Here is a 21,610-nt window from a genome sequence, read left to right on the forward strand (position 1 = left end):
CCGCCGGACGACCGGGTCCCGAGGGACCCGGATCAGCGCTTTTCGACCGGTACGTAGTCCCGCTCGGCCGCGCCGGTGTAGACCTGCCGAGGGCGACCGATCTTCGTCTCCGGGTCGGAGATCATCTCGCGCCACTGGGCGATCCAGCCGGGCAACCGGCCGAGCGCGAACAGCACGGTGAACATCTTGGTCGGGAACCCCATGGCCTTGTAGATCAGCCCGGTGTAGAAGTCGACGTTCGGGTAGAGCCGACGGGACACGAAGTAGTCGTCGGCGAGGGCGATCTCCTCCAACTGCATCGCGAGGTCCAGCAGCGGGTCCGGCTTGTTCATCCGGGCGAGGACGTCCTGGGCGGCCTTCTTCACGATGGCGGCCCGGGGGTCGTAGTTCTTGTAGACCCGGTGTCCGAAGCCCATCAGCTTGACGCCCGGCTCCTTGTTCTTCACCCGCCGGACGAAGCCCGGCACGTCACCGCCGCTGACCCGGATCTCGTCCAGCATCTCCAGCACCGCCTGGTTGGCACCGCCGTGCAGCGGGCCGAACAGCGCGTTCACCCCGGCCGAGACCGAGGCGAACAGGTTGGCCTGGCTCGAACCGACCAACCGCACGGTGGACGTGGAGCAGTTCTGCTCGTGGTCGGCGTGCAGGACGAAGAGCATGTCCAGGACGCGGGCCACCACCGGGTCGACCTCGTACGGCTCGGCGGGAACCCCGAAGGTCATCCGGAGGAAGTTATCCACATAGCCGAGCGAGTTGTCCGGGTAGAGCATCGCCTGCCCGATCGACTTCTTGTAGGCGTACGAGGCGATCGTCGGCACCTTGGCCATCAACCGGACCGTGGAGATCTCCACGTGCTCCCGGTCGAACGGGTCGAGGCTGTCCTGGTAGAAGGTCGAGATCGCACTCACCGCGGAGGAGAGCACCGCCATCGGGTGCGCGTCGCGCGGGAAGCCGTCGAAGAACCGGCGCATCTCCTCGTGCAGCAGGGAGTGCCGGCGGATCCACTCGTCGAACTCGGCGAGTTGCTGCGCGGTCGGCAGCTCGCCGTAGATCAGCAGGTAGGAAACCTCGAGGAAGGAGGAGTTCGCCGCCAACTGCTCGATGGGGTAGCCACGGTAACGCAGGATGCCCGCGTCACCGTCGATGTAGGTGATCTCGGAGGAGCAGGCGGCCGTGTTGACGAAACCGGGGTCGTAGGTGACGAAACCCGTCTCCTTCAACAGATTGCCCGCTGCGATGCCGGACGGGCCATCGACCGCGGGCTTGACCGGTATCGACAGCTGCCCGCCCGGGTGGTCGAGTTTGACATCCGTCATGTGATCCTCGCTTCGCCGGCGAAATCTACGCTGAATTGCCTTCACTTTTACGGTAATCGTGCAGGGTAGCGGAGCACTCGGGGTGGTCGCCCGGTGAGTGATGCATCACGCTGGTCACAGGTTTGCGACTCCGCCGCAACCTGCTAGTCCCGGCGCCGAAACCAGGTCTTTCCCACGAACGGACGTAAGCAACGGGCGTCGGCGGACGGGGCGACAGGACACCGCCGGGACCCGGCCGGACGGTCCCGGCAGACCGCCCGGTCGACGTCAGTCGCGCAGCGTCAGTCGCGCAGCGGACGCAGCACGGACCCCTCGGCGACCTGGAACACCTGCAGCGTGTTCCGGCCCGGCGTGAACAGCGACTCGTCCGGAAGCAGGGCGGCGAACCGCTGCCCGCCCGGGTCCGGGGAGACCACCGGGGCGACCGCGCCGATCCGGCCGTTGACCGCGACCGCCAGCAGGGTGCCGTTGCGTACCGCGTCCGGCACCGTGCCGTAGACCAACGCCGGCAGCCGTCCGCCCGCCTGCTCGATCTGCTCGAAATCGGTCCGGTTCCGGACCGTCACGGATCCGGCCGGCGGACCGATCGACAGGTCGGCAACGGTTCGACCGATCAGCTCCGGCAGGGGCTGCGGCGGCAGGACCGGTCGCGCCCGGCCGCTGACCACGTCGGCGAAGATGCCACCGGGCACCATCTGGGGATTTCCCGGCTGGTCGTGGTAGTGCTTGTCGCCCGGTTCCCGGGTGGTCCGCAGCGCCGAGACGCCGTCGGTGCGCCACGGCACCTCGACACCGGCGAGGTCGGCCACGGTCGGCAGCAGGTCGACGTGCTCCCAGTTCCGGTCGTCGACCGCACCGGCCCGCTGCCCCGGCCGCTTGACGAACATCGGAACCCACAGCACCTCGCCGGGCGCCCGGGTCACCGCGTCGAGGCCACGGCCCTGCGACCCCGGCGTGAAACTGACCCCGTGGTCAGCGGTGAGCACCACGAGGGCGTCGTCGTACAGGCCGGTGCTGTCCAGCCGGCGGAGCGTCTCGCCGAGCAGCCGGTCGGTGTACTCCAGTTGGAGCAGGTGTCGCCGGTGGGCCAGTTCGACCCAACCCCGACCGTCGTTGGGCATCCCGTCCGGGGACTCGTACCGGATTCCGGACGGCAGGTAGTTCCACGGCGAGTGCGGCAGCAACAGGTGCAGGAAGTGCAGCGTCGGCCGCTCGGCGGGGCGGAGCGTGTCGAGGAAGTCGACGAACCGGGCCGGCTGGTTCTCGTCCAGCGCGCCCCACCGGAACTGCGGGTCGGTCGGGGCGGCCGGCTCACCGTCCGCGCCGGCCTCCCGCCGGGTGACCTCCCGGTACGAATCCTCCGGGTCACGTTGTCCGACCTCGGTCGGCGAAACGATCTGTTCCAGCAGGGTGGCGCTCTCCCGCAACAGCGTCGGCAGGCCACCCCGGGCCGAGCTGTCCCGGTCCGGACACTCGCTCGGCGGGCAGAGCTGGGTGATGCTCTCCTGCGCCTGGATCTCGTACGGGCCGCCGAAGGCGGTGAACAGGTTGTCCGGGTACCGCGAGTGGTGCGGCGCCTGTTTCTCCGCCGGGTACCGCCCCGTCAACATCGCCGGCAGCGCGTACGGGGTGTAGCCGCTCACCCCGGTCGCGTTCCGGTACCAGGTCGACTCCCCTGCCAACCTGGCGAAGTTCGGGTACCGGCGGGCGTCGATCGCACCGTTCGCGTCGAGCAGCGATACCAGTGGAAACTCGTCCAGGATCAACATCACCACCGGCGGATGCGCCTTCGCGCCGCCGGCACCGCCCTTCCCGGCCGCGGACCCCTGGCCCGGCAGCACGACCGCCGAGGCCGGCGAGGCGAAGACGAAGAGCAGAACGAAGACCAACGGCCCGACCGCGGCGACCCGGAGCACCTGACCGGTCACCTGCCAGCGCCGGTACACGTACGCCCCGGCGGCACCGACCGCCACCGCGATCAGCACCAGCGGCAGCCCACGTACGCCCGAGACCTGCTTGCCGACCTGGATCGCCAACGCGGCGAGCAGCAGCCCCAGGGTCACCGTGTGCAGCACCGTCCGCACCGCCCGACCGGGCACCACACCCGCGACCCGACGGACCAGCAGCCCGATCAACGCCCCGACGCTCCACAGCACCAGCGGCGGTACCAGGGTGTAGATCGCGACCAGCAGCAGGATGTCGGCCCTGCCGGCGCCGTGGAAGAGGAAGAAGTCGGGACTCTTCCCGGTGATGTCGAGCAGCGGTTGGGTGATGACCAGGCCGCACAGCGCCACGACCTCCACCAGCGCCCGTAACTCCGCCCGGCCGGAGGACGGCACGGCATACGGCGTCCTCCGGCCGTCGGACGACGATCCGCCAGGCTCCGACGCCCGACCGTCGGACGACGATCCGCCGGGCTCCGTCGTCGCACCGTCCGGTTCCGTTTTCCCGCCGTCCGGATCCGTCGTCGCGCCGTCGGTCGGCACGGCGCCGTCGGTCACGGCGGTGCCGGGTTCAACCTCGGCCACGCGGCGTCCCGACGTAGAGGGTGCGGGTGCCCGACGGCAGCTCGGTCCGCCGCACGATCGTGCACCGCTGCGCCAGGAGCCGCTCGAACTCCTCGCGGTGGTAGTCGGGGAAGAGTCCGGCCGGCTTGTTCGCCAGCAGGCGTACCGCCATCGGATCGTCGGGATGCACGAACTCGACCACGAGCCGACCGTCGGTGCCGGCCGTCGGCATCAGCCCGACCAGCCAGTCGAGGATCTCCGGCAACGGAACGTTGCGCCCGATGGCGAGGTGGTGCACGACCGCCAGCGCGAGCACCCCGTCCGCGTCGGCCCGGGCGGCGAAGGAGGCGCGTTCCACACCGCGCCAGCCGCCACCCGGCGACGGATCCGCCAGATCCATCACCAACGGCAGGATCCGACGCTCACCATCCGCCGACAGCCGGCGGTAGAGCTGGTCGACCACGGCCGGGTCGCTCTCCACCGCCACCACGTAGTCGGCATGCCGGGCGGCGAGCCGCGAGTACGTGCCGTCGTTGGCCCCGAGGTCCAGCACCAGTCCCGGCCGCCCCGCCTCGGTGAGCGCCGTGGCGACGAACCGTTCCTTCTGCTCCCGGTCGGCGTCCGAGTAGGTGCAGGTCTCCCGGTAACCCGACCAGTGGCTCTGCGGAGGCTGCCAGTCCAGCCGGCGGACCAGCTTGTCGATCGCCCGGAGAGTGGCCGACACCAACTCGCGGGAGAAGCCGGCGTCCCGGAGCTGCTCACGCACCGCGCCGGTGCTGGACCCGGCGTACCGGTTCTGCATCGCGTCGTGCAGGTGGACGTGCTTGAGTACCCCGGCCCGGAAGCGTCGGGTCCCACCGAACAGCTTGCGCAGCTGTCCCGCCTCCAGGCCGTCGATCTGGGACCGCAGCCAGGGCTGGAAGTCCAGCCCGAGGTGCGCCTGCATCAGCAACGGATAGAGCATCGTCTGGCAGAACTGCCGATAGCCGGCCCAGGGCTCGCCGTCCCGGGCCGGTTCGAACGAGCCGATGTCGATGAAGACCGGCTCGGCACCCCGCCACTGGAGGTTGTACGCCGAACCGTCCTTGGTGGTGAAGCCGGCTGGTACGGCCGTACGGAGGATCTCCAGGTGCAGCAGCGCGGCGTCACGCAACATCGCGAAGGACCACTCGTACGGGTACGACACGAACGGGATGCGCTCGTGCCGGAGCACGGTGCTCCACTGTCCGGTCTGGCTCGCCGGGACCGTCTGTGGGTCCAGGGCCTCGGTGCCGCAGATCTTGCCCTCGGCGATCAGCCGGGGGAAGAACTCGGTCCCGATGAGCGCCTGCCAGTCCTCGGCGGCCTGTGGGCCGAGCCCGCGTAGTACCTGCCCGTCGGCGTAGAGGATGCGGTTGGCCGGGTCGCGGAAGGAGCCGGGATCGGCCCGGAGTTCGGTTTCGGGGGTGGTGGACGTTGCCGGAACGCAAGACGGTGGAACCATCGGTTGTGGACCGCCCTCAGTCCTGCTCGGAGGGCTGCTTACGGAAGCGGCTCGTCAGTCGGCGCCAGTAGAGTTTCGCCGCCACCGCGACACCCGCCACGCCACCGACCACCGCCTGCACGATCAGGCTGCCAGATCCCGCATCCAGGTAGGCCAGGTCCCTAATCACCGGCCACCTCCCTTCTCTCTGCCCCCGCGCCCGAAAAAAGAGCGCCGTGTCCAGCCGCACACACCGACCGCCGGACCGTACGCCACACGACACGCCACTACTCCGTAGTCAGCCCGTCAATCGACGGAAAGCGGAGGTTCAGCTGCCGTTAAGTACACCGTACGCCGATGATCGGCCAACCGCATGGGCACCTACGACGCCGGCCGGACAGGTCCGATTCCTTCAAGACGCCCACCGCGCCCGCTACCTACGCTGGGCGAATGACACCGAGATTAGACGCCCTCGGCATGGTCGTCGCCGACATGGCCCGCTCGCTCGCCTTCTACCGGCGGCTCGGACTCGAGATCCCGGCCGAGGCGGACGCGGAGCCGCATGTGGAGTTCGAGCTGCCCGGCGGCCTCCGCCTGCTCTGGGACACGATCGCGACCGTCCAGTCGTTCGACCCGACCTACAGCCACGTCACCGGACCTGGCCGAACCAGCCTCGCGTTCCGCTGCGCCGACCCGGCGGAGGTGGACGCCACGTACGCGGCGCTGATCGAGGCCGGGTACGACGGACATCTCAAGCCGTGGGACGCGTTCTGGGGCCAGCGGTACGCGGCAGTGCTCGATCCGGACGGCAACGGCGTGGACCTCTTCGCTTCGCTGGGCGAGCAGCCCGGTTGACCCGAGCGGCTCGCCGACCCGAGCGGCCCGGTCGACCCGAGCGGGCGCCCGCTGCCTCGGTCAGCCGACCAGACCGCGAAGCGGTACGCCGGCCAGGCTCTTGACCTCACGGGACAGGTGCGCCTGGTCGGCGTACCCGGTCCGGACGGCGACCTCGGCGGCCGGCGTACCGGCCCGGGCGAGCGCCAGCGCCCGGCGCATCCGCAGGATCCGGGCCAACGTCTTCGGCCCGTAGCCGAACAGCGCCAGGCTGCGCCGGTGCAGTTGCCGGGTGCCGAGGCCGAGCGCGTCCGCGGCGTCGGCGACGTCCCGGCCGGCGACGAACCCGGCGACCACGTTCGCGGCGAGCGGATCAGGGCCGCCGGTGGCCGCGAGCCGGTCGGACGCCACCGACTCCAGCAGCCGGCCCGGCCGGTCGTGCGACGCCATCCGCTCGGTCAGCTCGGTCACCACCGCACCGGGCCAGAGGTCCGCCAGCGGAACCCGCCGGTCCCGCAGCTCGTACGCCGGCAGGCCGAACACCGCCGGCCCGGTCCCCGGCGGGAACCGCAGCCCCACGTACCGCTCCCCGTCCGGACCGGCCGCCAACTGGGCCACGGTGTCCGGGCCGGCCACCAGCAGGCCGCGCCGGCTGGACCAGATCAGATCCATGCAGCCGTCCGGCAGCACCCGTCCCGGCCCCGCGCCGGCCGCCCGGGTGACCGTCCAGACCGTGGCGCCGGCCAGCCCGGACATCCGCTCCCGATACACGGCTACCAGCCTGCCAGCCGAACGGGCACGGCTGCCCGGGCGCGGGTCGGGTTTGTAGCCAAGCTGACACCCGGGCAGGGCCCGAGGTGCGAATCTGTCCGGCATGGCGAGCTTCGCCGGCAACAAGATCGAGGCGTTCGTCGGCCCCCGGGAACTCGGTGCGGCCGACGATCTCGAACAGGTCGTGGTCGACTTCATCGGCGGCGCCCGGGAAAGCCTGGACATCGCCGTACAGGAACTCGACTCCGAGCCGATCGCCCAGGCCATCCTGGATGCCCGGTTCCGGGGCGTGGACGTGCGGATGGTGCTGGAGCAGGACTACCTGCGGACCGCGAAGCTGCCCCGGGTGACCACCCGTGCGGGCGAACCGGAGGCGGATGCGCGGCACCGGGTCCAGTGGGAGCCCGAGCCCGGCACCCGCAGCCTGGAGCCCAACCGGCGGATCGTGGCCGCCCTGCTCCGCTGCAACGTCGACGTGAAGGCCGACTACAATCCGGCGATCTTCCACCAGAAGTTCGCGGTCCGCGACTACCGCCAGCGGGCCGGGGCCCGGGCGGCGGTGCTGTCCGGGTCGGCGAACTTCACCGTCACCGACTGTCACCGCAACCTGAACCACGTCGTGGTCTTCCACGACGCCCGGATCTGCAAGGAGTACGCCGACGAGTTCGGCCGGATCCGGCAGGGCCGGTTCGGACGGGGCGAGCACGGCCGGGTGCCGAACGCGTACAGCGTCGGAGGTGTGCCGGTGAAGGTGCTGTTCGCGCCGGACCACACCCCGGAGCTGGAAATCATGAAGCAGATGTTGAAGGCGACCGCCCGGGTCGACTTCGCCATCTTCACCTTCTCCGGATCGTCCGGCATCGACGACGCGATGATCGCGCTGGCCGCCGCCGGGCGTACCGTGACCGGAGCCGTGGACCCCGGGCAGGGCGTCCAGAAGTGGGCGGCGACGCACGAACTCGACCGCTTCAACATCTCCCTGTACGCCCCGGTCCGCTCCCCCGCCTTCGGCAAGCTGCACCACAAGCTGATGGTGGTCGACGAGGCGGTGGTGATCGCGGGCTCGTTCAACTACACGGCACCGGCCAACCAGTACAACGACGAGAACATCTTCGTGATCGGCAGCCCGTACCCCGATCTGCCCCGCCGGGAGGGCGGACCGACCAACCTCGGTCGGTGTGCCGAGATCACCGGTTTCTTCCGGGCCGAGATCGAGCGGATCGAGATCGCCGGCCAGCGGTTCAGCGGTCGACGCTGAGCAGTTCCACGGGATCTCGCCGGGACGTCTGGTCGGGGTCAGGGTCCGTACCGGCCAACTCGGCCAGCACGGCGGCGATCGCCGGATGGGTCGGCCCGGCGCCCCGGGGACGGGTGACCGCGAAGATCCGTCGACCGGTCACCGGTTTCGCCAGCGGCCGCACGCGCACGCCGGGCGGTACGTTGCGCAGCGCCATCCCGGGCACCAGGGCGGCACCGAGCCCGGCCGCCACCATGTCCAGGGTGAGGGCGAAGTCGATCGCCCGGTGCCGGATGTCGGGCTCGAAGCCGGCCAGGTGGCAGGCGCGCAGCGTCGACCGTCCGCACGGGGTGTGCGCGGCGCTGGCCACCCAGGGCACGTCGGCGAGGTCGGCGAGCCGCCCCGAGTCACGCCCCCAGCCGACCGGGGTGATCAGGTGCATCGGGTCGGTGGCGATCGGATGCCGGTCCAGTTCGGCGATGGTGGTGCCGGGCACGTGGTCGTACTCCTGGAGCACGACGATGTCGAGCGTGGCGGACCGCAGGTCCAGCCGGCTCTGCTCGTCCTCGGCCTCGACCACCCGGACGTCGAGCCCCCGGTTGGCCGCCATCGCCCGGGCCGCCGCCGGGACCACCAGTGCGCCGGCGGCGGACGGGAAGGCACCGACCCGGACGGTCCCGGCGACCTGTCGGTGTGCCACGGCCAGTCCGGTCACCGCCTGCTCGACGGCGCCGAGGATGCGTTCCGCGTGCGCGGCGAGGACCTGCCCGGCGGTGGTGAGCACCACGCCCCGGCCGGAGCGTTCGACCAACGGGTAGCCGGCCTCCCGGGCGAGCTGGCCGAGCTGCTGGGAGACCGCCGACGGGGTCACGTGCAGGGCCGCCGCGGCGGCGGTCACCCCGCCGCGCAGGGCCACCTCGTGCAGAACCCGTAATCGTCGGACGTCCAGATCCATGTAGCGAATCTACACGAGTACTTAAGAACCTTGAACTGGACCTTAAACCAACAGGTTGACACGGTTACCGCATGAGATTTCCGCACCGGATGCAGGCCGTCCTCGTCGCCGCCCTCTGGGGAGTCAACTTCGTCGTCATCGAGGTCGGCCTCCGGGACCTGTCGCCGCTGGTGCTGACCGCGCTCCGGTTCGTCGCCGCCGCGCTGCCGCTGGTCTTCCTGGTCCCCCGCCCGACGGCCCGGCTCCGGTACGTGCTCGGCTACGGGCTGATCCTCGGCGTGTTCAAGTTCGGCGTCCTGTTCGTCGCCATCGACGCCGGCATGCCGCCCGGGCTCGCCTCGCTGGTGTTGCAGACCCAGGCGCTGGTCTCGGTAATGCTGGCCACCGCCGTCCTCGGCGAGCGGCCGAGCACCACCCAACTCGCCGGGGTGCTCACCGGATCGGCCGGGATCGCCCTGCTGGCCTTCGGTGCGGGCGGGCACGCCACCGCGATCGGCTTCGCGCTCACCCTCGCCGCCGCCGGCAGTTGGGCGGTGGCGAACGTGGTGGTCCGGGCCAGCGGGGAGACCCGGCCGCTGTCGCTGCTGGTCTGGTCGAGCCTGGTACCGCCGATCCCGCTGCTCGGCCTGGCCGGCGTCGTGGACGGCCCCCGGGCGGTCCTCGACACCATCACCGGAATGTCCTGGACCGCCGTGCTGGCGGTCGGCTATGTCGGCTACCTCTCCACACTGGTCGGCTGGGGCATCTGGAACCGGCTCATCGGCATCTACTCGGTGGCCCGGGTCGCCCCGTTCAGCCTGCTGGTACCCATCTTCGGGCTCGCCGCCGCCGGACTGCTGCTGGACGAGCCGATCACGCGCACCGAGATCGCGGCCGGCGTGATCGTGCTTGTCGGGCTGGCCCTGGTGGTACGTGCCCCGGGGCGCCGGGGCGCTGCCTCGGCGCCGACGCCCGATCCGGCCGGCAGCGACCACCAGGTCCCCTTCGGGACTACCCGATACGCAGAGCGTCGGTCGGGGTGAGCCGGGCGGCGCGCTGGGCGGGATAGAGGCCGGCGGCCGCGCCGACCAGACACGCGGCGGCGAGCGCGAGGCCGGCCGCCGACGGCGGTATCAGTGGTTGCCAGCCTCGTTGGGCGGCCAGCGCGTGGGTGGCGGCGGCGCCGAGCAGGACGCCGGTGATGCCTCCGGCGGCGCCGAGGAGCAGCGATTCGATGAGGAACTGGGCGGCCACGTGGCGGCGACCCGCGCCCAGCGCGCGCCGGAGCCCGATCTCGGTGCGCCGTTCCAGGACGGCGATGACCATCATGTTGGCGATGCCGACGCCGCCGACGAGCAGGGCCACCGCGCCGAGCCCGAGAAAGAGCGCGGTCCCGGAGTCGGCGACGGCGAGCCGGGCGGTGAGCGCGTCGGACGGCCGGCTGACGCCGACCTCGTCCGGCCGCTCCGGGTTCGCCGCGCGGGCGAGCATGCTGGCGACCTCGGCGGTACGGTCCTGCTGCGCGCGGACGTAGATCCGGCTGGCGGTGCCGTCGTGGCTGAAGTCCTGGACGGCGGCGGCGAACCCGATGAGCGCGGACCGATCCACCTCGGGCGCGAAGTCGAGCGGGGCGAGAATGCCGAGGACGGTGTACCAGTATCCCTCGATGAAGACGCGGGGGTCGCCGGAGAGGTCGTCGACGCCGAGCCGGTGGGCGGCGGTGTGCCCGAGGACGGTGACCGGGTAGCGGCCGGTCGCCTCGGAGAAGAAGCTGCCGTGGGTGAGGTGCCCGTCCAGGACCGGCAGCAGCGACGCGTCGGCGGCGCGCACCGCCAGGCCGCCGGACTGGGCCGACGGCACCCGGTCGGTGCGGCGGACGGTCACCCCGGGCAGTTCGGCGGTCGGCGCGCTGGCCAGGACGCCGGTGGTGAGACTGACACCGCCGGCCGCGGTCTGCGGCAGCGGTCGTTCCTCCCCTCCCGGGTCCTGGCCGTTGGCCACGGTCAGCAGATTGGTGCCGAGCCGGTCGATCCGGGCGAGCAGATCGGACTGGCTGGACCGGGTGACGCCGAGCACCGCCACGAGTGCGGCGATGCCGATGCCGACGCCGAGCACCGAAAGGGCGGCGCGAGCCGGCCGGGTGCGCAGCCCGACGGTGGCCACCGGCAGCAGGTCGGTGATGCGCAGGCGAGGCAGCATGATCATGAGGTGCTCCCGGTGTCGTGCGCGACGAGCCCGTCGCGGAGGGTGATCCGGCGGCGGGCGGCTTCCGCGACCTCGTCGCTGTGCGTGATGACCACGATCGTGGTGCCGTCGGCGTTCAACCGATGGAGCAGCAGGAGGACCTCGGCGCCGTTGGCCGAGTCGAGGTTGCCGGTGGGTTCGTCGGCGAAGACGATCGGCGGCTGGCCGATCAGCGCCCGTGCGATGGCGACCCGTTGTTGTTCGCCGCCGGAGAGCGTGCGGGCCCGCTGATGTGCCCGGTGGGTCAGCCCCACCCGGTCCAGCGCCTCGGCTGCGGCGACGCGGCGCCGCCCGGCGGGTACGCCCCGGTACAGCAGGCCGGTCGCGACGTTGTCCAACGCACTGAGGTGCGGCAACAGGTGGAACTGCTGGAACACCACCCCGATCCGGTACGCCCGCAGGCCGGCCAGCCGCCGGTCGGAGAGGCGCGCTGTCGGCTCACCGGCGATCCGGATCGAGCCGCTGGTCGGCCGGTCCAAACCGGTGGCCAGGTTCAGCAGCGTGGACTTGCCGGAGCCGGAGGGACCGACCACCGCCGTCAACTCCCCGCCATGCACGGTGAGGTCGATGCCGCGGATCGACTCGACCGGCGGGCTTCCCGGATAGACCTTCCACACGTCGCGCAGTTCCAGCACGGCGCTCATCGGGCCGCCGGAACCTTCACCCGCTGGGCGGGCGTCAGCTCACCGGTCACCTCGACCCGGCCGGTGGTGCTGTCGAACAGACCCGGCTCCACCGGCACGTACCGGTCGGTCTCCAGCCGTACCTGGTAGCCGCCGCCGGCCCGGGCGAGCAGTGCGGTGATCGGCACGGTCAACACGTTCTGGTGGGTCTGCCGGGTGACGGCCACCATCACCGGCGCCTGGTCGACGTCGCCGGCCCCGGCCGGCGCGGTCGCGCTGATCGTCACCTCGAACGGGGACGCCGTGGCGGCACCGCCCGATTCGCTCGACTGCGCCGCGGCGGTGGCCGTCCGCCCGATCGCCAGGACGGTTCCGGGGAACGGCGCCGTCCCGGCCATGGTGATCGTCACCGGATCGCCGACCTTGACCAGGCGCCGCCGTTCCGGGGTCACCTGCGCGGTGACGACCGGCTTGGTCGAGGTCACCGTCACCACCGGCTGGTCCGGGCGCGCTGTGGCGCCGACCGTGGCCTGCGCCTCCTTGATCCGTACCGCCCCGGGCTGGAACACCACCCGGCCCAGCGGCAGCGTGCCGGTACGCTGGCCGACCGGCAGTCCCCAGGCGGCCTGCCAGCGGCGGACCGCCGCGGCGGTGGCCCTGGAGAAACGTCCGTCCACCGTGAGCCGGTCGTCGGGGTCGTGACCCAACGCGACCAGGTTCCTCTCCAACTGCCGCACGTCGGGACCGTCGCTCATGCCGAACGCGAACTCCCGGTACGCCGGAGTGCCGCCGTACAGCAGCCGCACCGGTTGGTTGGCCACCACGTACAGCCTGCCGCCACGGGCTACGACGATCTCCGGCGCGGTCATCGCGGTCAGCACCCCGGGCTCGCCCAGGTGAACCACCGGGTACGCGGTGCCGTACCCGAACGCGCCGTTGACCTGAACCCGCTCCGCGACGTTGCCGCGGGTCACCTCGGCGGTCTCCGTCGGCACCTCCGCCCCCGCCGAGCCCTCGCTGTCGGGCCGGGCGGCCCCGGCGAGCCACACCGAACCCGCCGCACCACCGGTCAGCACGGCCACGAGCGTGCCGCCGAGCACCTTCCGCCGGGTGCTCACTCCGGCTCCGTCATTCCGAAGCCGGTCTCGTACCGGCTGCACGCGTCGAACGCGTCCCGCCCGCTGTCGCCCTTCGCGGCCTGCTCCATCGGCGTGCCCCTGATCGCGAACCGGCCCCTCGAATCCGGGTCGGGCCAGTCCGGAAACCCGTGCTGCCGCAGGCACGCGGCCAACTGCCGCAGCTTTTCGAGGTCCTCCGCGGTCGGATCCGGTTTCCGCCACAGGCTCTCCGGCAACTGCCTGGCGATCGATTCACACGCGTCCAGGGCCGCCATCATCGCTTCCTCGTCGACGCCGGCCGGTGCCTCACCCTTCCCATGGATCCTGCCGTCGACCAGCCTGGGCGGCTGGAAGCCGGCGATGCCATGGTCGCGGACGCACTGGGCGTGCTCCTCGAGGATCGTCGTGATCCGCGCCTCGCCGAGCCCGGCCGTGGTCGCCGGCGGAGCGGCGTCCGGGGACTCGGCCTGGCAACCGGCGAGCCCGGTGAGCGCCGCGACGAAGCCGGTCGCGACGCCGAGTCGAATGCTTTTCGTCATGCCGTCGAGCCTCGCGCCTGCCGGTGCCGGTGTCGTCCGAGCGGGCGCGGAGCCTGCGCGCCGGCCGGTACGAGCCGGCGCGTAGCCGAGGTACGAGCCGAGTCTGATGGTGGCGCGGCTCTGCTGGTGGCGGCGACGTAGCCACCCGACCCGGACCGGGTGTTGTGCCGGTCAGCGCCGTAGCTGCTGGGTGATCGTGGGGTCGGTGATCTGGGTGTCCTTGGCCAGCATCAGCGCCTTGCTGAGGATGACGGCGAGCACCCGGTCGCCCTCGAACGGAAGGAAGACGTCGCCTGCCCGGGAGCCGGTCGACTGCTTCGGCACGATGCAGAGGTACTGGTCGTTCGGGCTCATGAGGATGTTGCCCGAGCCGAGATGGATCTTGTAGGTACGCAGGTCGCCCCGGACCACGAGGAACCGGCCGTCGACCTTCGCCCGCTCCGCGATGGCCAGCCGGGGGACGAGGCGTTCGAGCATCTCCCGACGGGTCTGCGCGGTGCCGCTCAGCTCGCCGAAGCTGTAGGAGGCCCAGTACTCGCGGAACCGTCCGCCTGGACCGCCGTCCTGCCACGTCGGGTCGTTGCCGACGCTGCCGACGCCGACGAACAGGTCCACGTCGCGGAGTACCTCGCTGAGTACCAGCGGCGGGACGTCGGCCAGCGGCACCGGCTCGGTCGGCTCCGCGTCCTGGTGCACCCACTGCTCGTAGCCGCCGCCACCGGCGTGCGCGTAGTGCTCGGGCGCGTTGATCGGATAGAACCGGACCTGGTCGGTGGCGATCCGCAGGTACGCCCCCGACTCGGTGGTGTCGGCCCCCCAGTCGTCGCCGATCCCCTCGATCCAGAACTCCGCCCGCAGCCCCCACTGCGGCAGCTCGCGGGTGGCCGGCTCGTACGCGTCGTCGACCATCAGCCGCAGCCTGTTGCGCCAGCCCCGGGCCGCGGCCAGGGCGTGGAACTGGTGCTGGCGCAGGATGTGCGCGGCGTACCGGTTGGAGTAGAGCCGGGTGTTCTCCTCGGCCGCGGTCAGCAGGTAGACCTCGCGGTGCGCCTGCTTGAACGGCTGGGTCACCCGCCGGGCCTCCAGCCACGCGCGCCACGCGAGCACCTCGACCACCTCGCGGCCGATCGGGTGCCACAGCCGTACGCTCCCGCCGGCCGCGATCTCCTTGTCCTCGTGGGTACGCAGGGCGCCGTCCCCGTACGCGCAGGGCACGTCGTCGACCAGCCAGATCAGCCGGCGAGCCAGCGTACCGACCAGGGGGTGGTCGAGATAGCGGCTGCGCCACGCCTCGAACTCCCAGACCCGCTGGCCGAGGAACTGGCGATCGAGGCGTTCCGCCTGGGCCGAGAGCATCTTCTCGACGTCCTTGACGGCGGCCTTGAACTCGGCGAGCTGCTCCGGGTGCTCGGACCGCACCGAGGCGGGTACCGACTTGACGACCTTTCCGGCGCCGTTGCGCCAGGTGACCGTGACCGTCCCGGAGGTGGCGTCCAGGGTCGCCGAGGCGCTGCCGAAGTGCTCGACGCGCCGGCCCACCTCGGTCAGCCCGTACGCCGGGACGGCGAGTTCCTCGACCTCGTCCCGGGACAGGCCCAGCGCCGCCGCCCGGGCGTCGAGGGCCGCGTTCAGTTCCTTCAGCGTGCCCTTGAAGGTGACCCGCGCGGCGAGCCGGGCGATCTGGGCGAGGGCATCCTCGGACGGCAGACGCGACAACGCGTACACCCCGGCGTTGGCGATCTTGGGACTACGTGGGCCGAGCCCGGCGACCTTGCGCAGGGACGTCTCCACGAGCGCGCCGAGCACCCGTGGCGTCTCCGGATGCTCGGGGACGAACGTCGCCATCCAGACGAGCCCCCGCAGCGGTGTCGCGTTGTACTGGTCGAACGACTCGTTGACGTCCTGCTCCCACTGGGTGCGGTTGAGCCGGACCGTGCGTGGCCGGCCGACCAGCATGAGCCAACTCCGTAGCCGGTCACCGGGCTCGGTCAGCCCGTCGAGCAGCCCGCGAGCGGCCGTCTCCCACTTCGGCGACGGCTTGGCGCTCGTCGCGGTCGCCGCGTGCCGGAACAGCGCGTGCCACCGGGCGGCCTCGTCCGGGTCGAGCGACCCGACGTCGGTCAGGGCGCGGTCGGCCCACGCCTCGCCCGGGTTCAGCGCCGGGACGTCGAGCCTGGCCAGGAGCGGCTTGAGCGCCCCGGCCGAGCCCCAGTAGCCGTGCGCGACGGTGCGGCGCATCATGGCCACGACCTCCAGTGGGACCGGCCGGCCGGCTTCGAGCAGAAGCTCGGCCATGTGCCGCTGCTCGTCACCGCCGAAGTAGGCGGTGTGCCGGGCGGCAAAGGCGAGCGCGACCGCGGCCGAGTCCGGTGTTTCGGCCGTGCTGTACGGCTCGACCAGGGTCTGCAACAGCTCGTTGACGACCTGACGCTGCTCGGTGTCGGTGACCAGGCAACAACGCTCCAGCACCGCCATCAGCAGCTCGGGCCCGCGCCCGGCCGCGACGAGCCCGAGCGCGTTGGTCACCCCGCGGCCTCCCCGTCGCCCGTGATCGTTGCCGGCGGCGGCGTACGCCAGGACCTCGTCGGCGAGGCTCTCGAGGTCACCGCGTCGGGCCAGCTCCGCCATCCGCTCGGCGCGTTCGCGGAGCGGCGTCGGCGTCGGCGTCGACATCAGCCGCCCACCAGCGGTACGAGCTTGAGGAAGATGATCTGCGTCCCGCGGCTCAGCTCCACCACCGTGTCCAGCTCCTCGACCTGCCGGTCGTCGACGAGCACGACGTAACCGTTGCGGGAGAAGGCTTCCAGGGCCAGGGTGGCCTGCTCCGCCGGGTCCACCCGGCGGGGCTGCTTGAGCTTGAAGCCACCCCGCGTCCGCTCGGTGTCGGTCGGCTGCACCAGACCGCGGAAGACGTCGCCGCCCTTCGCGTTGTGCTCCGCGACCTCCTGGAAGACCCGTCGGCGGATCACCTCCCGCAGCGGTAACCGCTCCTCGAAGATCTCCAGGTGCCACGCGGTACTGCGCTCGCCCGAGGTCGTCTCGTCGACGAAACTCACCATCGCCATGGCGCCGGAGTCTAGGGCGCCCGTCCGACAAATTCCGCGCCGGCGGGGCCATCGGGGCGCGCACCGCTGTCAGCCGCAGATCGCCTTGTCCACGAAGGCGTAGACGGCGGCGTCGATGTCACCCTCGAATCTGGGGGTCACCGCGACCGTCACCTGGCGGCGCCGGTCCTGTGTGGAGAAGGAGTAGGCCTGGTAGGCGAGGGCATCGCCGTCGTTGCCGTACACCCGGACTCCACACGGTGTGTCCCGCCAGACCAGCCCGAGCCCGTACCTGCGGGTCTCGACACCCGGTGTCTTCATCTCGTCCAGCAGGTGCCCCGGTAGCAGGCCCCCACCGAGCAGTACGGCGAAGAACCGGTCGAGATCCTTCGTGGTGGAGATCATCTCGCCACCCGCGCCGAACACCGACGGATTCATCTCCGTGTAGTCGACCAGCTGCCACCCCCCGTTCTGCCGCTCGATCGGCACGTAACCGTGGGGACGCGGTCCGCGAATCCGCGTCGACGTCCCCGGCAGCCAGGTGTCGTCCAACCGCAACGGCCGGATCACCCGGCGCTCGATCTGCCTGGCGTACGACTTGCCGGTCGCCTTCTCGATGATCTGGCCCAGCAGGGTGTAGCCGGTGTTCGAGTAGGAGAAGGCTGAACCAGGTTCTTCGAACACCGGCGGGTTGGCCAGCGCCCGCGCGACGAGTTCCGCCGCGGTCCAGGTCCGCCACCGGTTCTCCAGGAACGCGGGGTCCGGCGGCAGTGGCAGCGTGGGTATCACGTCGGGCAACCCGCTGGTGTGATCGAGCAGTTGCCGCACGGTGATGTGGTGACCGTTCGGTACGACCCCCGGCAGCCAGGACTCGACCGTGTCCTCCAGCCGTAGCTCACCCTCGTCGACCAGTTGCAGGACGACGGTGGCGAGGAACGTCTTCGTGACGCTGCCGACCCGGAACCGGCCGTCGACCGGAACCGCCCGCGTCCTGCCGACCTCGGCGACGCCGCTGGTGCCCCGCCACACGCCGTGCGCGTCACGCACCTGCGCCAGCGCACCGATCGCACCTGCGGTCACGACCTCGTCGAGCCCACCCTGCAGCCCGGCGCGATACGCGTCCTGCGGCGCGGCGGCAGCGGCGGCCGACGCGGCCATCACGGCCACCGCTGTCGTCGCGGTCACCAGCGTTCGAAGCACGTGCCTCATCCGACCTCCCAATCAGTTTCTCAAGACCCAAGCCTGATCGAGCGGCAGCGGCGGTCCTATCGGGGAGCACCCTGGCTCTGCCCGGAAGGCCGGTACGGGTCAACCCTTCCGGGCCGACCGCTCGAAGCGCCATCGCCGCCCCGGAGCGCTAACGACGAGTCGTCGTGGACCAACGCCACGGTTCCTCCGGTCTGTCAGATGCTCCGGATTTCCCCGCGTGCACGGGAATGCTCGACGCAGGCCAGGTCTCGGGTGTCCGAAAAATGCGCTCGCGGATATCCGTTGTCCAAAAGCCATTCACCCACAGATCCGCCTTGCCCCCGATTCCAATGAGGCTCCGGGTCACATTGGTCGTGGCCCGCACGCCAGTTGGCAGCCGGCCCGTCCTGCCCTGGTTGTGGTTGCGGTTGCGGCCCCGGACTGAGGCCCTACATGATCACGACAACCGCATGTCCCGCCTCCCAACGCCCGCCGACCTGGCCTTCTGGGCCGGCGTACGCCCAGGCACCACGGGTCCGACGGGCGCCACAAGACCGGTGAGACCCCCAGCATCACCCGACCGGGTTCCCGGACAACGTTTTAGATCTGCGAAGAAGTCTCCCGTATTACCGTGGGCTTGCGCCAGATGGAGGATACGAATTCCCCTGGTCGAATACTGACGCGACCCGATTGAGAGGATACGGATCATGCACGACCTTTCTCGCCGCGATCTGCTCAAGGCGACGGCCGCCGTTGGCGCCGGGGCTGTCGCCTTGCCGGGCATCATGGCCGGCGGCACCCCGGCCTTCGCGGAGGAAGACTTGGGTCCGTCCTCCAGCACAAACGGCGCCCCGGCGAAGCTGACCGGCCGCATCGTCCGTCCCCAGGACCCCGGGTACGCAAGTGCGAGCCTCGGCTGGGACGAGCTTTTCGTGCGCTATCCACTCGTCATCGTCTTCGCCCAGGAGACCCGGGACGTGGTTAACGCCCTCACGTGGGCGCGGCAGAACGACGTCGCGCTGCGGGTACGGAGCGGCCGCCACAGCCTCGAGGGCTGGTCGAACGTAGACAACGGCATCGTGATCGATGTCAGCGAGTTGAAGTCGGCCCAGATCGACGCTGCTACTCGTACCGCAACAGTCGGCGCCGGGCTCAATCAGTTGGAGGCGGTGACCACGCTCGGGGAGCAGAATTTTGCGGTAACGACCGGAACGGAGGGAAGCGTTGGCCTGTCCGGCGCGACCCTCGGCGGTGGCTTCGGCTTCCTGACCCGCTACCTCGGCATGGCCTGCGACAACCTGATCGGTGCGGAGATTGTCGTCGCGTCAGGTACCAACGGCGCGAAGGCGATCAAGGCGGACCTGAAGCACAACTCGGACCTGCTCTGGGCGCTCCGCGGAGCGGGAAACGGCAACTTCGGTATCGTCACCTCACTCACCTACAAGGTGACCCCGCTGAAGAGCGTCGCCTACCTGCAGGCGACCTGGGAGGGCCTCGACGACCTGCACGGGGTCTTCGACAACTGGCAGCGCAGTGCGCCGTTCGCCGACAACCGCCTCGGAACCCAGCTTGAGATCCACAAGTCCCAGATCCTGCTGTTCGGGGTTCTCGCGGACGGATCGGAGGCAGAGGCGAGGAAGCTGCTGGAGTCGGTCCTCTCGGTTGGCAACCCCCAGGTCACGGTCCAGACCGGCGGCTGGGGCGACACATACGCTGCATTCCAGATACCGACCGAGGACGAGCCTGCGAACTGGAAGTTCTTCTCACAGTTCACCCGCGAGCCGTTCCCGGAGCAGGCGATCAGCCTGATCCGCACATTCATGGAGAACGCCCCCTCGGAGGACAGCAACTTCTTCACTCAGGCCTTCGGCACCGGGGCCCAAGCGCGGGAACCCCGTGGCGGCACGGCGTTCCCGCATCGCGACGCGCTCTTCTATTCCGAGCCCGGCGCCGGCTGGGGCACTCGTGGGGAGCCAGACAGCGGCGACGCCATCACTCCGATCGCCCAGGCCTGGATCGCCGAGTTCAGCCAGGCACTGCGGCCCTACGTGGACGGCGCCTACGTCAACGTGCCGAACATCGGGATGGCGGAATGGGAAACCGCCTACTGGGGATCCAACTTCAACCGGCTGCGCAAGATCAAGGCGAAGTACGACCCGCACAACGTCTTCCAGTACGAGCAGAGCATCCCACCCGCATCACGTTGACATCTGGTCGAGTCGTCGAGAGTGTCGCCCAGACAACCACGGTCAGTGACCTGAGGCCAGGAACATGCGACTCAGGCGCGGGTACCGCCGGGCCATCTCGTCCTGGTCACGGAAGTTCCACTGTTCGTCCTGGGGATCGGGCGAGGACTGACGGAGGTGGTGGCCCCGACTCTCCAGCGCATCGTCGAGCGCGTCCTCCCGCCCGGTGACCCGCTCGTAGGCCTCGTCGGCCACGACATCCAACAACTCCCAGTTGGGCCAATCGTCATCGCTCCAGTCGCTCGGCCTCCGGCCGGCGAGTTGCCGGACCGGAGCCACCTCGGCCAGCGCGTCCGGGTCCGCGGCGACCCGTTCGAACTGCGCCCGACCCAGACCGACCAACCAGCATTGGAAGTACCAGAATCCGTCGTCGGAGCAGAGGCCGTGGCGGATCCGATCGGCCGCTCCCCACATGTGCCAGGTGTCGACGCGTTGCCTTACTACGTCGAGGTGAATCTGGAAGTCCTCGATCTCCGGCTCCGGCATTCGCGCGAGCCGGTCGGTCAGCCACGCCGAACGCTCATCCTGATCAACGGTCACGGCCGCGCTTTCCTCAATGAGGTGCCAGAACGTATCGAGATCCATGCCGCGCAGGGTGCCACATGGACGCGACACATCGCTGCCCTCGACGGCCTCCTGTCGGTGGTTATCCAGCCGTGAAGGCTGGCCCAGGAGACCGCTGGGTGCGGTAGTGGTAGCTGGAGGCACGCGTGAATCCGGAACGCTCGTAGAGGGCGCGGGCGGCATGGTTGTCGGCGACGACCTGGAGCCAGATGCCTTGGATCCCACGTTTCGACGCCCGTTCGAGCAAGGCGCGCAGCACTGCCTTCGCGTAGCCGCGACGGCGAGCATCCTCGCGCACCGCCATGCAGTAGATCCCTCCCCACCCGTCAACGAGCGCGAGGCGGCCGACGGCTGCGGCACCCGCGCCGTCGCGGATCGACGCGTACAGCGCTGGGCCGGCAACGAGGAGACGACGTGCGACCGCCCGGGCATCCGCGTCACCGCGGCCGTCTATCGACCACCACAGGTCCAGCCACTCCTCGTCAGGGGCGTTGTCGACCGCCACGGAGACGTCGGACGTGGGGAGTTGGTGTAGTACGTCGTCGATACGGGCCACCTGGACCAATGTCGGAGAGCGCAACTCGTAGCCTCTGGCTGCCAGAATCGCGTCGAGTTCCGCTGGCTGCGCGGCCGGACTGATCTGGAAGATCGGCCTCAGGCCCTCGCCTCGGTACAACAGTTCCACCCGCTCCAGTGCACCGACCAGGTCCTGTGGGGAAGAGACAGGCAGAACGGAGTTCGCCCGTTGGGTGACGCCCTGGGACAGCCGAACAAGCCAGCCGTCGATGGCGAGGCTTGCCAGAGCTGGCCATCCCTGGTGCATGAGGTCATCAAGATCGACCGGAGAGATCACCAGCATGACCATAGCCCTCACGACCTTCAGCACCGCGCACGGCTCGGTTGCCCAGCGGCTCCCGGTCAGACCGAAGACGCCGCTGGCCGGGTCCCCCGTCAGGGAACCCGGCCAGCGGACGTACGTGCGT

General features: G+C 70.6%; 19 protein-coding genes. 4 read left to right on the forward strand and 15 right to left on the reverse strand.

Annotated elements, in window-relative coordinates:
* Window positions 1–32: 32 nt before the first annotated feature.
* The 4 genes from ACFP2T_RS46320 to ACFP2T_RS46335 all read right to left on the reverse strand — a co-directional run bounded on the left by ACFP2T_RS46320 (window position 33) and on the right by ACFP2T_RS46335 (window position 5,475).
* A complete protein-coding gene (locus tag ACFP2T_RS46320) occupies window positions 33–1,316 on the reverse strand; it encodes a citrate synthase (RefSeq protein ID WP_377434008.1) in 1,284 nt (427 codons plus the stop codon).
* Between the two features lie 281 nt (window positions 1,317–1,597).
* Window positions 1,598–3,802 (reverse strand): sulfatase-like hydrolase/transferase, encoded by a 2,205-nt coding sequence (locus ACFP2T_RS46325; protein ID WP_377434059.1) that lies wholly within the window; start codon window positions 3,800–3,802, stop codon window positions 1,598–1,600.
* A gap of 28 nt (window positions 3,803–3,830) precedes the next feature.
* Window positions 3,831–5,306 (reverse strand): methyltransferase domain-containing protein, encoded by a 1,476-nt coding sequence (locus ACFP2T_RS46330; RefSeq protein WP_377434010.1) that lies wholly within the window; start codon window positions 5,304–5,306, stop codon window positions 3,831–3,833.
* Between the two features lie 16 nt (window positions 5,307–5,322).
* A complete protein-coding gene (locus ACFP2T_RS46335) occupies window positions 5,323–5,475 on the reverse strand; it encodes a hypothetical protein (protein ID WP_377434062.1) in 153 nt (50 codons plus the stop codon).
* A 260-nt stretch (window positions 5,476–5,735) separates the two neighbouring features.
* Here ACFP2T_RS46335 and ACFP2T_RS46340 point away from each other — a divergent pair, with 260 nt between their 5' ends.
* Window positions 5,736–6,140, forward strand: a complete 405-nt coding sequence (locus ACFP2T_RS46340; protein WP_377434012.1) for a VOC family protein — start codon at window positions 5,736–5,738, stop codon at window positions 6,138–6,140.
* A gap of 60 nt (window positions 6,141–6,200) precedes the next feature.
* On the opposite strand, the gene ACFP2T_RS46345 is transcribed toward ACFP2T_RS46340, so the two are convergent.
* Window positions 6,201–6,890 (reverse strand): helix-turn-helix domain-containing protein, encoded by a 690-nt coding sequence (locus ACFP2T_RS46345; RefSeq protein WP_377434014.1) that lies wholly within the window; start codon window positions 6,888–6,890, stop codon window positions 6,201–6,203.
* A 103-nt stretch (window positions 6,891–6,993) separates the two neighbouring features.
* Between ACFP2T_RS46345 and ACFP2T_RS46350 the strand changes: the two genes are divergently transcribed.
* Window positions 6,994–8,148 carry a phospholipase D-like domain-containing protein gene (locus ACFP2T_RS46350; RefSeq protein ID WP_377434017.1) on the forward strand — a complete coding sequence of 385 codons (1,155 nt, stop codon included), beginning with the start codon at window positions 6,994–6,996 and terminating at the stop codon, window positions 8,146–8,148.
* Here the strand turns inward: ACFP2T_RS46350 and ACFP2T_RS46355 are convergent.
* On the reverse strand, window positions 8,132–9,082 hold the full coding sequence (locus ACFP2T_RS46355) for a LysR family transcriptional regulator (protein WP_377434020.1): 951 nt from the start codon (window positions 9,080–9,082) through the stop codon (window positions 8,132–8,134). The two genes, ACFP2T_RS46350 and ACFP2T_RS46355, sit on opposite strands and share 17 nt — an antisense overlap.
* Before the next feature lie 71 nt (window positions 9,083–9,153).
* Here ACFP2T_RS46355 and ACFP2T_RS46360 point away from each other — a divergent pair, with 71 nt between their 5' ends.
* Window positions 9,154–10,104: an EamA family transporter gene (locus tag ACFP2T_RS46360; RefSeq protein ID WP_377434022.1), complete on the forward strand. Its 951-nt coding sequence runs from the start codon at window positions 9,154–9,156 to the stop codon at window positions 10,102–10,104.
* Here the strand turns inward: ACFP2T_RS46360 and ACFP2T_RS46365 are convergent.
* From ACFP2T_RS46365 to ACFP2T_RS46395, 7 genes are all read right to left on the reverse strand, one after another.
* On the reverse strand, window positions 10,073–11,266 hold the full coding sequence (locus tag ACFP2T_RS46365; protein ID WP_377434025.1) for an ABC transporter permease: 1,194 nt from the start codon (window positions 11,264–11,266) through the stop codon (window positions 10,073–10,075). The two genes, ACFP2T_RS46360 and ACFP2T_RS46365, sit on opposite strands and share 32 nt — an antisense overlap.
* Window positions 11,263–11,949: an ABC transporter ATP-binding protein gene (locus tag ACFP2T_RS46370; RefSeq protein ID WP_377434027.1), complete on the reverse strand. Its 687-nt coding sequence runs from the start codon at window positions 11,947–11,949 to the stop codon at window positions 11,263–11,265. Before ACFP2T_RS46370 ends, ACFP2T_RS46365 begins: the two co-directional genes overlap by 4 nt.
* The gene (locus ACFP2T_RS46375) at window positions 11,946–13,046 is read right to left on the reverse strand and encodes a peptidoglycan-binding protein (RefSeq protein ID WP_377434030.1); all 1,101 of its coding nucleotides are present in this window, start codon (window positions 13,044–13,046) and stop codon (window positions 11,946–11,948) included. Before ACFP2T_RS46375 ends, ACFP2T_RS46370 begins: the two co-directional genes overlap by 4 nt.
* Window positions 13,043–13,585, reverse strand: coding sequence for a hypothetical protein (locus tag ACFP2T_RS46380; RefSeq protein ID WP_377434032.1), 543 nt, complete (start codon window positions 13,583–13,585; stop codon window positions 13,043–13,045). The genes ACFP2T_RS46375 and ACFP2T_RS46380 overlap by 4 nt, the downstream gene beginning before the upstream one ends.
* A 171-nt stretch (window positions 13,586–13,756) precedes the next feature.
* Window positions 13,757–16,258: a DUF4132 domain-containing protein gene (locus ACFP2T_RS46385; RefSeq protein WP_377434035.1), complete on the reverse strand. Its 2,502-nt coding sequence runs from the start codon at window positions 16,256–16,258 to the stop codon at window positions 13,757–13,759.
* Complete coding sequence (locus tag ACFP2T_RS46390) at window positions 16,258–16,650, reverse strand: hypothetical protein (protein ID WP_377434037.1); 393 nt, start codon at window positions 16,648–16,650, stop codon at window positions 16,258–16,260. The genes ACFP2T_RS46385 and ACFP2T_RS46390 overlap by 1 nt, the downstream gene beginning before the upstream one ends.
* 69 nt (window positions 16,651–16,719) lie before the next feature.
* Window positions 16,720–17,838 (reverse strand): serine hydrolase domain-containing protein, encoded by a 1,119-nt coding sequence (locus ACFP2T_RS46395; RefSeq protein WP_377434039.1) that lies wholly within the window; start codon window positions 17,836–17,838, stop codon window positions 16,720–16,722.
* A 686-nt stretch (window positions 17,839–18,524) separates the two neighbouring features.
* Here ACFP2T_RS46395 and ACFP2T_RS46400 point away from each other — a divergent pair.
* On the forward strand, window positions 18,525–20,024 hold the full coding sequence (locus ACFP2T_RS46400; protein WP_377434042.1) for an FAD-binding oxidoreductase: 1,500 nt from the start codon (window positions 18,525–18,527) through the stop codon (window positions 20,022–20,024).
* 42 nt (window positions 20,025–20,066) lie between these two features.
* On the opposite strand, the gene ACFP2T_RS46405 is transcribed toward ACFP2T_RS46400, so the two are convergent.
* Both ACFP2T_RS46405 and ACFP2T_RS46410 read right to left on the reverse strand, forming a co-directional pair.
* Complete coding sequence (locus ACFP2T_RS46405; protein ID WP_377434045.1) at window positions 20,067–20,648, reverse strand: DUF4240 domain-containing protein; 582 nt, start codon at window positions 20,646–20,648, stop codon at window positions 20,067–20,069.
* Between the two features lie 61 nt (window positions 20,649–20,709).
* Window positions 20,710–21,610: GNAT family N-acetyltransferase (locus ACFP2T_RS46410; RefSeq protein WP_377434046.1), on the reverse strand; the 901-nt coding region annotated here is incomplete at its 5' end.

Origin of the sequence: Plantactinospora solaniradicis (assembly GCF_042658085.1) — a bacterium.
GTDB lineage: Bacteria > Actinomycetota > Actinomycetes > Mycobacteriales > Micromonosporaceae > Plantactinospora > Plantactinospora solaniradicis.

What these genes read in the sequence shown, in the direction of transcription:
- ACFP2T_RS46350 (WP_377434017.1), top strand. Translation starts at nt 6,994, where the DNA reads ATGGCGAGCTTCGCCGGCAACAAGATCGAGGCGTTCGTCGGCCCCCGG.
- ACFP2T_RS46330 (WP_377434010.1), bottom strand. Translation starts at nt 5,306, where the DNA reads ATGGTTCCACCGTCTTGCGTTCCGGCAACGTCCACCACCCCCGAAACC.
- ACFP2T_RS46385 (WP_377434035.1), bottom strand. Translation starts at nt 16,258, where the DNA reads ATGTCGACGCCGACGCCGACGCCGCTCCGCGAACGCGCCGAGCGGATG.
- ACFP2T_RS46355 (WP_377434020.1), bottom strand. Translation starts at nt 9,082, where the DNA reads ATGGATCTGGACGTCCGACGATTACGGGTTCTGCACGAGGTGGCCCTG.
- ACFP2T_RS46365 (WP_377434025.1), bottom strand. Translation starts at nt 11,266, where the DNA reads ATGATCATGCTGCCTCGCCTGCGCATCACCGACCTGCTGCCGGTGGCC.
- ACFP2T_RS46340 (WP_377434012.1), top strand. Translation starts at nt 5,736, where the DNA reads ATGACACCGAGATTAGACGCCCTCGGCATGGTCGTCGCCGACATGGCC.
- ACFP2T_RS46360 (WP_377434022.1), top strand. Translation starts at nt 9,154, where the DNA reads ATGAGATTTCCGCACCGGATGCAGGCCGTCCTCGTCGCCGCCCTCTGG.
- ACFP2T_RS46380 (WP_377434032.1), bottom strand. Translation starts at nt 13,585, where the DNA reads ATGACGAAAAGCATTCGACTCGGCGTCGCGACCGGCTTCGTCGCGGCG.
- ACFP2T_RS46390 (WP_377434037.1), bottom strand. Translation starts at nt 16,650, where the DNA reads ATGGCGATGGTGAGTTTCGTCGACGAGACGACCTCGGGCGAGCGCAGT.
- ACFP2T_RS46320 (WP_377434008.1), bottom strand. Translation starts at nt 1,316, where the DNA reads ATGACGGATGTCAAACTCGACCACCCGGGCGGGCAGCTGTCGATACCG.
- ACFP2T_RS46400 (WP_377434042.1), top strand. Translation starts at nt 18,525, where the DNA reads ATGCACGACCTTTCTCGCCGCGATCTGCTCAAGGCGACGGCCGCCGTT.
- ACFP2T_RS46405 (WP_377434045.1), bottom strand. Translation starts at nt 20,648, where the DNA reads ATGGATCTCGATACGTTCTGGCACCTCATTGAGGAAAGCGCGGCCGTG.
- ACFP2T_RS46395 (WP_377434039.1), bottom strand. Translation starts at nt 17,838, where the DNA reads ATGAGGCACGTGCTTCGAACGCTGGTGACCGCGACGACAGCGGTGGCC.
- ACFP2T_RS46370 (WP_377434027.1), bottom strand. Translation starts at nt 11,949, where the DNA reads ATGAGCGCCGTGCTGGAACTGCGCGACGTGTGGAAGGTCTATCCGGGA.